Below are 13,755 nucleotides of genomic sequence, written 5' to 3'. Positions count from 1 at the left end.
GACCGAGGGCGTTTGTCGAGCGCTGAAGGCACGTCGACGCGGCATCGTGTCAAGCCGCTCGGAGCGTGCTCCAAGGGTTGTAGCGGCCATCACCCGTCGGGTGAGCCCTCGGATGACCGCGATCGTCAAGGCCGTAGAACCCTTGCATGAAGCACGGAGCGGTCAACTACCGGACCTAGGGTCAAAGAACTCCGGAAAGTAACGGCGGATCCCCGGGTAGTATTTGTCGACCAAGCGATCGTAGGTGCCATCGGCCTTGATTCTCGCGAGGTAATCGTCGAAGGCGTCGCGCAGAGCGGGTGCGCTCTTCGGGAAAGCGGCGGCAAGATCCTGATGTTCCGAGATGGGGCCGATGATCTTGATGGCTCCGGCCCATTTCTTTAGATCGAGAATGGCATCCGGGACGTCCAACAGGGTCAGCTCGGCCTCTTCGTTGAGCAGCGCCGGGACCATCTCGTTGAGGTTTGAGCTTCTGGTGTAGGACTTTAGATCGACCCCCGAACCTGTCAGGCCGTAGTTGGCGGGGTCGAGACAGGTTCGCTCCATCACCAAGAGGCTTTTCGATCCAATCAGCGATTTGGTTTGAAGGATATCATGGGACAGGTCGTCGCTACCCGCGATCGGGGAAAGCTCGGATTCCGAGCGGGCCACCAAGAGGACTTGAGACGGAAAGGTGGGTTGTGAATACAGCAGCACCTGCTCGCGCCAGGGGAGCATCGTAAATCCGGCCGCGATCATATCCCCGCGGACCGGGTAGTCGCCTTCGAGGGTGACCTCCGAGCCGTTGCGCACCACGTCCTTGCCCAACAGATCGCGCATGACGTTGTAGAAATTCGTGTCGACGAGGACGTAGTCGACACCTAGATCCTGCGCAAAGCCTTTCACCAATTCCACGTCGAAACCGTCACCGGAGCCGGTGACGAAGTTGGCGTATTTGATGCCGAGATGGCGCAATTCGCCGCGCTCCCGAATCTCGTCGAGATCGGCGCACCAAGTGGTCGTGGACAGTCCGGCGAGGACCAGAGCACAGCCGAACGTGAGAGCTTTGCTTAAGTCGTTCATCAGCGAATCCTCCGGGACCTGTTTCGACCGGGACCGAGTCGGGATCCTACCCCTGCGTGCACACATCGACAAGCCGTCGAGCACCCCTTGTTACGGGTGTCATCCCCGTGCCCGAAGCGGCGGTACGGCTTCCGGCGCGGCGGGGGCGTGGGTCTCGGCTGTCGGCTCCGGAGCTGCCCGGCGTGGACCGGCGTGCTCGGGGTCTTCTCGGGCAATGGCTCGATCACGCGGGAAGACGCACGTAAAGGTCGAGCCCCGATCGATCTCGCTTGCGATCAGCAGGCGCGCATCGTGTCGGTTCATGATGTGCTTGACGATGGCGAGACCGAGCCCGGTGCCTCCGGATTCGCGCGAGCGGGCCTTGTCGATGCGATAAAAGCGTTCCGTCAGCCTTGGTAAATGCTCGGGCTCGATGCCGGGTCCGTTGTCTTCGACGCGCAGCTCCAGGCTGTCGCTCCATGCCGCCCAGCGGATACGGATCTCGGTACCGTCGGGCGTATGCTTGACCGCGTTGAAGATGAGATTGGAGAAGGCGCTGCGCAGCTCGGGCGAGCTCCCGAGCAAGAGCAGATTCTCGTCGATGTCGGTCGAAAATCCGTGCCGACCGTTGCTCAGTGCATGGGCCTCTTGAAGGATCAGATGCAGCTCGTCCGGGACATCGACAGGCTCCTGCACCTCCGGGTGCTCATGCATCTCCAGGCGCGAGAGTGTCAGCAGGTCTTCGATGATGAGACGCATGCGCTCGGCCTGATTGTGCATCAGGGTCAAGGGGCGACGATGATTCGGCGGCGTGGCCGAGGCGTCGATCAGGCTCTCGAGGAAGCCGGCGATGACGGTCAGGGGCGTGCGCAGCTCATGCGAGGCGTTGGCGACGAAGTCGCGCCGGATCATGTTCAGGTGATAGATCTTGGTGATGTCGCGCGCGACGACGAGGCGCTGGCGTTTGCGCTCGCCGAAGGGGGTGATGCGCAGCGACAGCATCAGGGCTCGGTTGTGCTCCGGGGCGAGCTCCATCGGCCGCAACGACTCGCCGGTCTCGACGAAGTCTTTGAGATCCGGATGGGTCAGGATCTCGAATAGCGGCCGCCCGTCGTCCTCGGGCCAGTGCACGTTCATCAGGGTCGCCGCGGCGGGATTCGCCCAATCCACCCGATGCAGCTTGTCGAGGATGACCAGACCGTCCGGTACCGCGTTGGCCGCCTCGCGGAAGCGGCGGGTGAAGCGGATCTGGCGCTTGCGGCCCTTGCGCCCGCGTTGCTGATACTGCGCGATGCTGCGATAGATCTCGCCCCAGAGCCCGCGCGGAAAGGGTGGGGTGAGCCGGTGGTGACGCCGGATCAGCAGCGCGAGATGCGCGAGCAGGTAGAGATGGCGCAGCAGATAGGCGACGAGGACCGGCGTCCAGGCCCAAGCCCAGTCGGGTGCGATCAGCCACGGCGCGGTGCACAGGACGATCGTGGCCGTGAACAGCCAAAACTCGAACGACAGGGCGCGACGCCAGGACTCTCCCCGTGGGTGTGGCTTACCGGCCAATCGCGTCAGGTCTTGTCCGAGAAGCGATAGCCCACACCGCGCACGGTCTGAAGCAGTCGGTCGTGGCCGGAGGTCTCGAGCGCCTTGCGCAGGCGGCGCACATGCACGTCGACCGTGCGTTCCTCCACATAGACCTGATCGCCCCAGACCTGATCGAGCAGCTGCGAGCGGCTGAAGGCACGATCGGCGTGGGTCATGAAGAAATGCAGGAGGCGATATTCGGTCGGGGCGATGTCGACCGGGCGCCCCTCGGCAGTGACGCGATGACTGATGTTGTCGATGCGCAGACCCCCGACGTCGATCTCGTCCGCGGGCTCGTCGGTCTTCGCGCGCCGCAGGACCGCCTTCACGCGAGCGACCATCTCGCGCGGCGAGAAGGGCTTGGCGATGTAGTCGTCGGCCCCGGTGTCGAGACCCTTGATCCGGTCCTCTTCCTCGCCGCGGGCGCTGACCATGATGATGGGTACGGCGCGGCTCTTGGGACTCTGTTTGAGCTGCTGCGCCAGCTCGAGACCCGAGCGTCCGGGCAGCATCCAGTCGAGCAGGATGAGGTCCGGGCTCTCATTGGTCAGGAGCTTGCGCGCTTCGTCCGCATGGGCGGCCTCGATCACGCGATATTCGGCGTTTTCGAGCGCGAAACGCATGACCTCGCGAATATCCGGTTCATCGTCGACGACAAGAATAGTGGTCATGGTGTTCTGAACCGCTTCAGCAGTGATCCGTGATGTTTCGAAAGAGCCTCGGCCCGGCAGGGGCTTCCCACCGTTGCCGTCGACGCGGTTCAGGTGATGACCTCGCATTCGCAGCGCGGGTTCGCCGAGGTTTACGTGGCCTCGCCTGTTGAGGCAAGTCGACTGACGCGCATTCTATTGAGGTTTGATGACGGCGCTATGACGGCAGCTGTCTTTGTCGGCCCTCGTCCTGCCCATCGACGCTTGCCCACAGCCTCACCCCCTGTAGCGGATCCCGCGGCCCTGCAGCCACTCACGGAGACGCTCGACCTTGGTGCGGAGATCGCAGGTCGGGGGAAGCTGCTCCAGATGATAGCCATACTCGATCAAGAGCGCGGTCTGCTCCTCGGTGCCGAGATCGTTCCACTCGCGCATGGGCGGGCCGGCGCTCGGTGTCTCGGGCCGCTCGCTCATGCCGGCGGTACCTTCAGCTCGGCCTCGACCTTGGCGAAGCGCGCAGCGAGTCCCTCGTGTTTGCTCTTGTCCGCGCGACTGACCAAAACGATCGCAATCGTTGCGAAGAGGATGCCCGGCACGATCTCGTACAGGTCGAAGAGTCCGCCTTGGAGCTGCCGCCATCCCAAGACCGTCAAGCCGCCGACCAGGATACCGGCGAGCGCACCGAGCCCGGTCATGCGCGGCCAATACAACGACAGGACCAGTGCCGGACCGAAGGCCGCACCGAATCCGGCCCAGGCGTAGGCGACCAGATCGAGCACCATGGCATCCGGATCCAGCGCCAGCCAAAAGGCAGCGGCCGAGATCGCGACGACCGTGATCCGCCCGACGGCGACCAGCTCGCGCGTCCCGGCCTTGCGCCGGAGCAGGGTTCGATAGAGGTCTTCGGTGAAGGTAGACGAGGACACCAACAGCTGGGAGTCGGCGGTACTCATGATCGCGGCAAGGATGGCGGCCAGGAGAAAACCCGCGATCAACGGATGAAACAGCAGATCCACGAGCAGGATGAAGACGGTCTCGCGCGCCTCGGCCGCGAGCGGCTGCTCGATGATCAGGATGCCTGCAAGACCGGTCAAGGTGGCGCCCGCGAGCGTGACCGCGACCCAGGTGACGGCGATCCAACGGGCCAGCGGAACCTTTTGCGGCGAGGCGATGGCCTGAAATCGGGCGAGGATGTGCGGCTGACCGAAATAACCCAGGCCCCAGGCCGCCAGGGAGACGATACCGATGAAGCCCAATGCGCTGCCGTCGGCGCGGGTGAAGGGATCCAGGAGGTTCGGGTTCGCGGCCTCGATCACCTCGAGCGCCAACCCGGTATCTCCGATCTGCGACAGGGCCACCCAAGGCACGGCGACCAGGGCCACCGCCATCAGCATCCCCTGCAGGACGTCGGTCCAGGAGACCGCCAGAAATCCGCCGACCGCGGTGTAGACCATGATGGACAGGACGCCGATCGCCACCGCCCAGAGGTAAGGCAGCCCGAATACGGATTGGAAGAGCTTGCCCCCGGCTACCAAGCCGGCGCTGGTGTAGAGCAGAAAAAACAGCAGGATGAAGAAGGCGGCGATGCCGCGCAGCCATCCGGCCCGGTCTTCGAATCGGTTGGCGAAATACTCCGGCAGGGTCAGGGCGTTGCCGTACGCCATGCTGAAGACACGCAGGCGGGCCGCGACGAGGCGCCAATTCGCCCAGGTGCCGAGCAAGAGGCCGCCGGCGAGCCAGATCGACTCTACGCCGGCGGCGTAGGCGAATCCGGGGAGGCCGAGCAGCAGCCAGCCGCTCATGTCCGAGGCGCTGGCGCTCAATGCGGCGACCCCGCTGCCGAGTCGCCGGCCGCCGAGGATGAAATCGGACAGATCCCGGGTGCGCCGATAGGCATACCAACCGATCATCCAGACCGCCGCGAAATAGACGGTGAAGGTGAATGCGAGGAGGAGCGGATTCTGGCTCGACATGCGGGGTCCCTGCAGCTGGCCGATTCGCCTTGTCGGATCGGTCTCGGATCGTTAGTTTAGGGTTTGCCGGCGGCCGTTTCCAAAACGACTAAACCGCGCCCAACGCGGTATGCGATGTTTTTGGATGGGATCGGCCCCGGCAGACTTGACGGGCGTTGGAGTTGGCGCGGTTTAACTTATTAAAAAATATATTTTTTAAACTGCGTCCCGCCAAGCGTCATGGATGCACAAAACGTCGAGCTCGCTCGAAAATGAGCATCTCGCTCTGGATGCGGTTTAGATCGAGGAATCTCCCATGACCGAAGCACGGATCCTGAAACGTGAGCCAGTTTTTCAAGGGCGGGTGATCGACGTCGCCCTCGAGACTGTCGCTATGCCCTCCGGGCACGAGGTGCAGCTCGAGATCATCCGCCACCCCGGCGGGGCTGCAACGGTCGCCTTGGACGAGCAGGACCGCGTCTGTCTGCTGCGTCAGTTTCGACATGCGGCGGACGGCTGGCTCTGGGAGCTTCCGGCCGGAAAGATCGACCCGGGCGAGACGCCGATCGAGACCGCGACCCGAGAATTGGCGGAAGAGGCGGGTCTGCTCGCCGAGGATTGGACCGATCTCGGGCCGATGCACAGCTCGCCGGGGGTCTTCACCGAGGTGATTCATCTCTGGATGGCCCGCGGGCTGACTCGCCAGCCCCACGTCCATGAGCAGGACGAGCTGATCGAGATCCATTGGCTGCCTCTGGCCCAAGCGCTCGATTGGTGCAACGACGGCGAGATCACGGACGCCAAGACGCTCATCGGTCTCTATCGCGCACACGGCATGATCAAGGGTGCCCTCGAAATGCTCTCCGAGGACGCCGGCTGTTAAACCGCGTCCAGAGCGAGTTGCTAACTTTTGCGTGAGTTCGACGTTTGGTACATCCACGGCCCTTAGCGGGGACACGGTTTAAAATGACATGTTTTTTAAAGTCTTAAGCCGTGGCGTCTCCAGCGGTTGTCAAAACTGCCGGAGCCGATCCCATCCAAAAACATCGCATACCGCGCTGGGCGCGGTTTAGCGCTGCTTTCGCCGCAGGCGGGCGCGAGTGATCCCGATCAGACCTCGCCCCGCCTCGACCGTCGCGGCCAGCGTGATCAGCGCCGCGACCAGCACCGGACCGAAGGGCTGATCCAGCGTCAGTGCCGCGAGGTAGGCCAGAAGATAGCCGCCGGCACCGATCAGACCACAGAGCACCAGCGTCCAGGTCCAGCCGGGGGCAATTCGAAAGGCGATCCAGGCCGGCACCAAGACGAGTGCGAAGGCACCCATCAGGCCGACGGTCGCGGTGCCGATCGCCATCGCCAGCGCGGTCAAGAGGTCGAAGCTCAGGTGCCAGCGGTGCGCCGGCAGGCGGTTCGCAGTCTCGTCGTGTGGAAAGAAACGGGCGCGCATCAGCAGAGGTATCAGCCGGGGCAGGGCGGCTGCGGCGAGCCCGGCGAGCGCGAGTGCGGCAATCAACTCCAGTGCCCCCGCGAAATAGAGCTGACCGTCGACGAGCGCATGCCCGAGTGTCGCGCCGAGACTGGTGTTGGCCGCGATCAGAAAGAGCGCCGACCACCCGAACAGGATCATGAACCCGTAGGCGAGATTGCCGCGTGCGCCGGTGAATGATTTGACCGCGCCGCCGGCCAGCGCACCGAGCGGCGCACCGAGCACCGCCGGCAGCCCGAGCGCGAGTCCGAGCAGTGCACTCGCGGCGGCCAGATGCGCCAGTCCGAGTGCGGCCAGCCATTCATCGCGAAGCAGGAGCAAGGCCCCGATCGGCGGCAAGACCAGCGCGATGGCCATTCCGGTGATCAGCGGCAGCCGAAATAAGGGATCCAGAACGAGATCGAGCGCGCTCATGCGATCTCGATCATCCGCGAGCAGGCATCCTCGAGAAATCGCCGCTCGTGGCTGACGAGCAGCACGCCCCGGTCCGGGAGCAGTCGCGCGCCGCTCGTGTCGCGACGGGCGAGCCGGCTCGGGGTCAGCATCTCGGTCAACAGGGCCTCCCGCTCCGGGTCGAGATTGTTGGTGGGCTCGTCGAGCAGGATCAGGTCGGCCCGACCGGCGATGGCGGCCCAGACGCACAGAAGCTGATATTGACCGCCGCTCAGGCGGTCGATGCGCTGTCTCGAAACCGCTTGGAGGGCGGCGGGCATCTCCTGCAGGGATGTGCCGGTAAAGCGCAGCAGCTCGCGTCCCGTCACCGGCATGCTCGGCAGGCGGATCGGCTGCTGCGCCTGATAGGCGATGACCAGACCGGGCATCCGCAGGATCCGTCCGGCGAGCAGGTCCGCGCGGTCGGCAATGGCGTTGAGCAGCGTGGACTTGCCGCACCCGTTCGCACCCCAAAGACCGACGACCTCGCCGGGGAAGACGTCGAGCGAGAGGGGCCCGACCACCGGCCGGCCATAGCCGGCGACGAGACCCTCGACACGCAGCAGCGGCGTGCTCAACGAGCCGGAGCCAACGTCTGCACCCAGAGGTCGATGTGGTCGAGATAGCCGCTTCCGTCGGCACCCATCGGTGGGTCGAGCGAGAGACGGCGGGCTTCCCATCCCAGGCTCTTGGCGAGGCGTTCGGGTGCCTGCGCAGACGCATAAGGGGCATAGACGATTACGCCGGATCGATCCCGAAGCTTCTCGGACAGGGTCTTGATCTGCTGGGCTGTCGGCGGTACGCCCGGGATCTCCTCGATGGTGCCCAGCAGCTGAACCCCGAAGCGATCGAGCAGGTAGAGCGCATCCCGATGATAGAGGACCACGCCCGGCGCACCCGCCAGCCGGGCTTGCCAAGCGTCCATGCGTTGCTCGACCGCGGCGGCGAAGGACCGCGCGTTGGCCCGATAGGTCTCGCCGCCCGCAGGATCGAGCTGTGCCATGCGCTCGCTCATTGCGGATGCGACGATCGCCATCCGCACGGGATCCATGTTCACGTGCGGGTTGCCGACCGGATGGACATCGCCGAGCGTACGGTCTGCCGGCGAACCGCCCTCCAGCAGATCCACCTGGGCAGCGGCCTCGAAATAGCCCGGCTGGCCGGGCAGGATCCGCGGGTTGGCGGCGCTGCCGATCGCCACCGGCAGCCAGCCGACCTCGAGCTCCGCGCCCACGGCGACGACCAGATCCGCATCGCGTAGCGCACGAATCATGGTCGGCTTGGCTTGGAGCATGTGTAGATCGCGATCCGGCGAGGCCAGCATCGTGACCTGCACGCGCCCGGCACCGACCGTGCGAGCCAATGCGCCCATACTCGAGTTGGTCGCCACGACATTGAGCTCGGCGGCCTGCGCTGCCCCGAAGGTCAGCAGACCCCCGAGCATCCCCGCGAGAACGGAAACAACAAAACCTTTGACCATCACGACTCTCGCGTCAACCGCGTTAAACAAAGCGACCACCTCGACCCGATCCCAATCAAGACCGATCCATCCTGAAATCGCGGCGACTCCAGGATCGCGGACACATGGGTGGCCCGATCCCGAGTCAACCCGCTGCACGTCGCACGGGACGCGATTTCAGAAGGCGTGCGCCCCATGCGAGCCCATACTCACCAGGAACTGAAGATAGAAGGCGTCGAACCGCTCGCGCTCGCCGGGAGCCACCAGGATGTCGTTGTGCGCATACTGGGCGCGCAGTCGGGAGAACTCCGAGAGGTTCCAGGTGACATCGAATGTCCAACGATCCGACGAGCCGAAGCCCGCATCCTTGCCTCCGTCGCTGATCTCGTTGGTCATCCCGAGCACATCGTAACGGAGGCCGGCCGTCCATTTCGGGGCGAATCCGTAGATCGCCTGGGCATAGAGCCCGTCCGTGGTGAATGTGCGGCGTGAGCCGATGATCTCCGGATGGACGCTCGAGGTGATCGTCATATCCTTGATCGAGCGAAGGTACTCGCTCTGAAACTTGAAGCTCTTGTGTCCGTGGGCGCCGCCGCCGTCGTACTTGTAGACGAGGTCGACACCCCACAGTCGTGCGTCGCCGGCGAGACCGCTGCGGTGGATCTCGATTTCGTAATCGTCGTCCTGCGCGTCGTCGTCGCCGTGAGCATGGGTGTGCTCTTGCACCTCTTGATGCTGGTTGTTGTTCGCATAGGACAGCCCGAGCTGAAGCGCATGATTGATCCCGATGTCGGGCGCGACCTTGGCGAAGGCGGTCCAGAGTCGCGGGCCGTCGTCGGTGTCGCCGAGCTCCAGCGCCGCCCGGTCGTCGTCGCCCAAGGTTGCGCCGAATATCTCCTGGTTGCCTTGCAGGCCTTCGACGCCGAGCAGGGTATAGAAGGGCAGCTTCGGGAGCCAGGTCAGTTGAAGCCCGGTGTCCTGAAGCCCGTGCGGGCCGAGCAGATTGAGGTAAGGCAGGTTTTGATCGACGAAGTCCCACTGATGGGGATGCTGCCGGTTGATGTAGCCGAAATCGCTGAGGAACTTGCCGCCTTTTACGCGCAAGCCGGCCGGGAGGCTGCGCGTCTGAAAATAGCCCTCTTCCAGCTCGACGGTACCGTCCCCGTCGATCGCGAGGAACAGGGAGCCATCGAAGTAGGGGTCGACAGTGGCGGAGAAGGCGATCTCGGCCTCGCGGAAGTTGAAGCCATTCTCGGTGAGGCCGTGCGCATGGTCTCCGTCCTCCTCGTGGTCGTGAACCTGGTCTGCACCGCGCGACGGTTGATAGGCAAGCCCGACGAGCGTGGCGCCCTCGCCGTCGATTCCGTCGTGGTAATAATTGCCGTCGAGGAAGACCGAGATCTGCGGGTTGAATGCATTGCCCGAGCTCAGTGCACCGAGACCGGTCTTGCCCGACTCCGGGCTCGCGGGAGGCATGACAGGCGGTGCCGTCATCGGCTGCGACTCGGTCGAGGCGATCCGGTCGGCTTGCTCCAAGGGTACCTCATCCGCATCCGAGCGCGTTGCGGCCTTGGTCGCGTCACGCTCGGCCTTCGCGAGGCGGGACTCGAGATCCTGGATCCGGCGCTCGTACTGGGATTTCATCTGATCCACCATCGCCCGGAGCTCCGCGATCTCGTTGTCCGTGGCGGGGAACGCGGTCATCGGTGTCAGCAAGGCCAATGCGATGGCGATCTGTAGCTCGGATCCTCGCGTGAGCCGGTGCCGGATCGCAAGCCCATCCGTCAGCGTACCCCCTGAATTTATGTTATAACATTTCATAAGTAACGCGAGCTCTTTGGGATTGCAGGAACGTCATGCTCCGGTGCATAGGCGGAGGCCGATTCAGCCGCAACGCTGCGCAAGGGCGGTTTTGGCTCGACCATCCCGGTGGACCGCTTGCGCTTTGGGTGGCCGGACCGGCGACCCGGACCGGCTTGCCTCCGATAGACTTGCCGAAGGCCACCCGAATACGCGATGCTCAGCGGAGGTCACTTGGATTGCCGGCGGTCTAACCGGCTGAGGCCGTGGACGACGCGCGATGCACGCCTCGGGCGGCACCGGCGAGATCTGCGGCCGTTCGGTCGCAAACACGGCGTTGCGTTGGGACCGATGCGTTGCATGGTCCGGGTGCCGACAGTGCGTTCGGGTTAGCCTACTCAAGGAGGTTGCCGAAGGCGTGTTATGTTATTACATATTCGATCTGCGTCAAGGTGAGGGGGTGTCCTATGGCTGAGGATCCAGGGTCCGACTATTCTCCCGGTCCCGATGAGGAGTACATGAGCGAGCGCCAGCTGGCCTACTTTCGCACCAAGCTGCTCGCCTGGCGCGAGGCGCTTCTGGAGGAGGCTCAAGGAACGCTCGACGGCTTACGCGACAGTGCCCATCACGAGGTCGGCGACGATGTGGATCGCGCCACCCGCGAGGCGGATCAAGCACTTGAGCTAAGGACCCGCGACCGTTGTCGCAAGCTGGTCCACAAGATCGACGAGGCGTTGGTGCGTATCGAGGACGGAAGCTACGGCTACTGCGAGGAGACCGGCGAGCCGATCGGTCTGGCACGCCTGGAAGCACGTCCGGTCGCGACCCTCTCGGTCGAGGCGCAGGAGCGGCGCGAGATCAAGGAGCGCCAGCAGTTGAGCGGTGCCATGTGAGGCCGGCTCCGGTCCCGGGCGAGGGCGGTGCTGGCCGGTCGATCTTCAGCGCGGGCCGATATTGATGCCGATCGACAGACGCGGCAACGCACTGCGATTGGTCTCGACGGCATGGGGGAGGTGCGGCGGGAAAAAGATGAAGGTCCCGGCACAGGGCTCGATGTGAATCGTCGATGGCCCGTCGTAGAGGATCAAATCGCCCGAGTCCGGCGGGATCGCGACGTAGTAGACGCCGGAGAGCATCTCGTCGTGCTCGTCGTGGGTGTGCTCGGAGGTGCTTTGGCCCGGCCCCGTGAGATTCAGCCAAAATCCGCAGCGCAGCGTCCCCGGCGCGCGCCCGAGGACCAAGCCGGCACAGGCGAGTGCCTGATCCAGGACCGGTAGAACGGCCGGGATGCGTGTACGCTCGATGTAAAGATTCTCGAACCGACCGCCGATAAAATGGGTGCGACGCTCGAAATCATCCTCTCGCATCCCGCTCACGGCGGCCGCGATGGCCGTGTTGATCCGCTCGGCGTCGGCAAGGCCGCATCGATGGATGTCGGCATTGGACCAGCCGACTCGGCTCGGCCTTGCGGGAGCGGATTCGCTGCCGCAGAGTGCGATCCTTTTCGTGGTCCCCTGCGCATCTGCGATGGGTTTTTTCATCGAGCTGTCTTCCCCCTTCGTTCCTTCGAGATCGGGTCGAGTGTGCTGTGCGGCGAGCCGATATTTACCGGGTACGGAAAATAGACCGAGCGTTTAGCTCATGGCTCGGGGCCGCCCCATGGCAGAATCGGTACGGCGGTAATGCTGTTCTTGGGCGAGCCTTCGATGACCCTGTCGCTGTAGCTCAAGTAGACCAAGGTCTGTCGGGGCGCATCGTAGAAGCGCACGACCTGGAGGCTCTTGAATAGTAGCGAGGTGCGCTTCTTGAAGACCTCGTCGCCGTCCTGTTTGCCGTCGCGAATGTCGTCGGTCAGCGTGATGGGACCGACCTGCACGCAATGGATCGCCGCATCGGAGGTGTCCTCCGCGACGCCGACCGCACCCGACACGCCGCCCGTCTTGGCGCGACTCAGATAACAGGCCACGCCCGGGATCGCCTCGTCATCGAAGACCTCGACGAGGATCTTGTCGTTCGGACCCATCCATTTGAACTTGGTGGCGACACTGCCGATGATCTCGGCGGCGGCCGTGCCGATCAGGAGAAACGAGACCAGGCCGAGCGCGATGCGTCTTTTCATGGTGCGATCTCGATCCGAGCGACGATCTGCCTTATGCCGCGAAGAGTCGATCGGACTCGCTGCGGCTGCGTGTCAGGGCGTCCTCGATGGAGACGCCGAGGAACCAGTTTCCGGTGACGGCGAGCCGCGTCCCGGCAAGGGTCTCGTCGAGCCGTCGTACCCGCGCGGTATGGCCCGTGCGCAGGGCAGGCAAGCGATTGCGGACCCGCGCCTGCGCCGCGATGTGGCGCGGCGTGGTGCCCAGCGCGAGACAGGCTCGCTCGATCTGGGCCTGCTCGCTCAGCACGCCGGGTCGGAAGTGGAAGGCGAATCCGCGGTAGCTCGGGTCGGCAAGGAAGTCGCGCGAGACGGCCGAGTAGAAGGCTTCGTCCACCGCGATCAGACCCGCAATGGGTTTGAGCCCCAGGTCCGAGGTGCGGAAGGCCAAGACCAGAGTCTCGATCTCGGCCACGCCGATATCGGTGATTGCGGCACGTGCGGCGTCGAATCCGGCCGGCATCAGCGCGGTGGCGACATCGGGCGGAACGGCGAGGGTGAGCGAGCCGCAGCTCAAAGTCTCCCCGCCGGTCGTGACGCGAAAGCCGTCGCCGTTGCGCTCGATGGCGGAGATCTGTTGTCCGGTGCGGACCTCGAGCCCCTTCTGCGCGGCGATCGCCGCCGGGATGGCGGAGAGTCCGGTCGAGAAGGTGAACGCCTTGATGACGTCCTTGCGGCGCGGTTTGCGACGAAACAGGGCCTCGGCGGGGTAGTCGTCGGCCGGTTGGCAGATCACGGCCTGAAAGGCGTGACGCAGCAGGTCACGGTAGTTGCGTTGTCCGAGCACGTCGCCGTAATAGGCGGAGACGCTGCGTCCTTCCTTGGGGGCGGAGAAGATCTTCGGGATCGAGCGCATTGCCTCCCAGAGGTGCAGCGCCGAGAGGATCGAGCCGCGCTGCCCGCCTTTCCAGAGAAGATAGCCGACCTTCCCCTTGGGCTGAACGTGTCGGGTCAATCCGAGATCGTCCAGGATCGACAGAAGATTGCCGTAGCTGTTGAAGCAGGTGTGACCGCCGGCCTCGGTCCAGAAGCCGCCGAGCTCCGGAAAGGTCTGGCTGTTGATGCAGCCCCCGACACGCTCGGAGGACTCCAGCACAAGCGTCCGGCGACCGCGGCGAGCGGCGAAATGGGCGGCACCCAAGCCGCTGATGCCGGCGCCGATGACGATATGGTCCAAGTCCGTGCTCATACTCTGCTCATAGGTT

At 64.4% G+C, this 13,755-nt stretch carries 14 protein-coding genes; 2 read left to right on the top strand and 12 right to left on the bottom strand.

What is annotated here, in order from left to right; all coding sequences use genetic code 11:
• Positions 1-162 precede the first annotated feature (162 nt).
• From BLV04_RS10530 to putP, 5 genes are all read right to left on the bottom strand, one after another.
• A complete protein-coding gene (locus BLV04_RS10530) occupies positions 163-1,062 on the bottom strand; it encodes a transporter substrate-binding domain-containing protein (RefSeq protein ID WP_093031154.1) in 900 nt (299 codons plus the stop codon).
• Between the two features lie 99 nt (positions 1,063-1,161).
• Positions 1,162-2,595: a phosphate regulon sensor histidine kinase PhoR gene (phoR, locus tag BLV04_RS10525; RefSeq protein WP_281241832.1), complete on the bottom strand. Its 1,434-nt coding sequence runs from the start codon at positions 2,593-2,595 to the stop codon at positions 1,162-1,164.
• 5 nt (positions 2,596-2,600) lie between these two features.
• A complete protein-coding gene (gene phoB / locus BLV04_RS10520; RefSeq protein ID WP_093031151.1) occupies positions 2,601-3,287 on the bottom strand; it encodes a phosphate regulon transcriptional regulator PhoB in 687 nt (228 codons plus the stop codon).
• Positions 3,288-3,542: 255 nt separating this feature from the next.
• A complete protein-coding gene (locus BLV04_RS10515) occupies positions 3,543-3,740 on the bottom strand; it encodes a hypothetical protein (RefSeq protein WP_093031148.1) in 198 nt (65 codons plus the stop codon).
• Positions 3,737-5,239 (bottom strand): sodium/proline symporter PutP, encoded by a 1,503-nt coding sequence (gene putP / locus BLV04_RS10510; protein WP_093031145.1) that lies wholly within the window; start codon positions 5,237-5,239, stop codon positions 3,737-3,739. Before putP ends, BLV04_RS10515 begins: the two co-directional genes overlap by 4 nt.
• A 295-nt stretch (positions 5,240-5,534) precedes the next feature.
• On the opposite strand from putP, the gene BLV04_RS10505 reads away from it, so the two are divergent.
• Complete coding sequence (locus tag BLV04_RS10505; RefSeq protein WP_093031142.1) at positions 5,535-6,101, top strand: NUDIX hydrolase; 567 nt, start codon at positions 5,535-5,537, stop codon at positions 6,099-6,101.
• Between the two features lie 186 nt (positions 6,102-6,287).
• Here BLV04_RS10505 and BLV04_RS10500 read toward each other — a convergent pair whose 3' ends face one another.
• The 4 genes from BLV04_RS10500 to BLV04_RS10485 all read right to left on the bottom strand — a co-directional run bounded on the left by BLV04_RS10500 (position 6,288) and on the right by BLV04_RS10485 (position 10,299).
• Positions 6,288-7,118, bottom strand: coding sequence for a metal ABC transporter permease (locus BLV04_RS10500; RefSeq protein WP_093031139.1), 831 nt, complete (start codon positions 7,116-7,118; stop codon positions 6,288-6,290).
• Positions 7,115-7,714: an ATP-binding cassette domain-containing protein gene (locus BLV04_RS10495; RefSeq protein WP_093031136.1), complete on the bottom strand. Its 600-nt coding sequence runs from the start codon at positions 7,712-7,714 to the stop codon at positions 7,115-7,117. Before BLV04_RS10495 ends, BLV04_RS10500 begins: the two co-directional genes overlap by 4 nt.
• Positions 7,711-8,616, bottom strand: a complete 906-nt coding sequence (locus BLV04_RS10490; protein WP_093031133.1) for a metal ABC transporter substrate-binding protein — start codon at positions 8,614-8,616, stop codon at positions 7,711-7,713. The genes BLV04_RS10495 and BLV04_RS10490 overlap by 4 nt, the downstream gene beginning before the upstream one ends.
• 156 nt (positions 8,617-8,772) lie before the next feature.
• Complete coding sequence (locus BLV04_RS10485) at positions 8,773-10,299, bottom strand: TonB-dependent receptor (protein WP_093031391.1); 1,527 nt, start codon at positions 10,297-10,299, stop codon at positions 8,773-8,775.
• 563 nt (positions 10,300-10,862) lie between these two features.
• Here BLV04_RS10485 and dksA point away from each other — a divergent pair.
• Positions 10,863-11,288: an RNA polymerase-binding protein DksA gene (gene dksA / locus BLV04_RS10480; RefSeq protein WP_093031130.1), complete on the top strand. Its 426-nt coding sequence runs from the start codon at positions 10,863-10,865 to the stop codon at positions 11,286-11,288.
• Positions 11,289-11,333: 45 nt separating this feature from the next.
• On the opposite strand, the gene BLV04_RS10475 is transcribed toward dksA, so the two are convergent.
• The 3 genes from BLV04_RS10475 to BLV04_RS10465 all read right to left on the bottom strand — a co-directional run bounded on the left by BLV04_RS10475 (position 11,334) and on the right by BLV04_RS10465 (position 13,739).
• Positions 11,334-11,936 (bottom strand): 2OG-Fe(II) oxygenase family protein, encoded by a 603-nt coding sequence (locus BLV04_RS10475; RefSeq protein ID WP_093031127.1) that lies wholly within the window; start codon positions 11,934-11,936, stop codon positions 11,334-11,336.
• A gap of 98 nt (positions 11,937-12,034) precedes the next feature.
• Positions 12,035-12,514, bottom strand: a complete 480-nt coding sequence (locus tag BLV04_RS10470; protein ID WP_093031124.1) for a CreA family protein — start codon at positions 12,512-12,514, stop codon at positions 12,035-12,037.
• 31 nt (positions 12,515-12,545) lie between these two features.
• Positions 12,546-13,739, bottom strand: coding sequence for a protoporphyrinogen/coproporphyrinogen oxidase (locus tag BLV04_RS10465; RefSeq protein ID WP_093031121.1), 1,194 nt, complete (start codon positions 13,737-13,739; stop codon positions 12,546-12,548).
• Positions 13,740-13,755 lie beyond the last annotated feature (16 nt).

Origin of the sequence: Thiocapsa roseopersicina, from assembly GCF_900106925.1 — a bacterium.
GTDB classification, from domain to species: Bacteria; Pseudomonadota; Gammaproteobacteria; order Chromatiales; family Chromatiaceae; genus Thiocapsa; species Thiocapsa roseopersicina.
The sequence above is the reverse complement of the archived record's forward strand: the minus strand, read 5'-3'. Positions and strand labels throughout refer to the sequence as shown.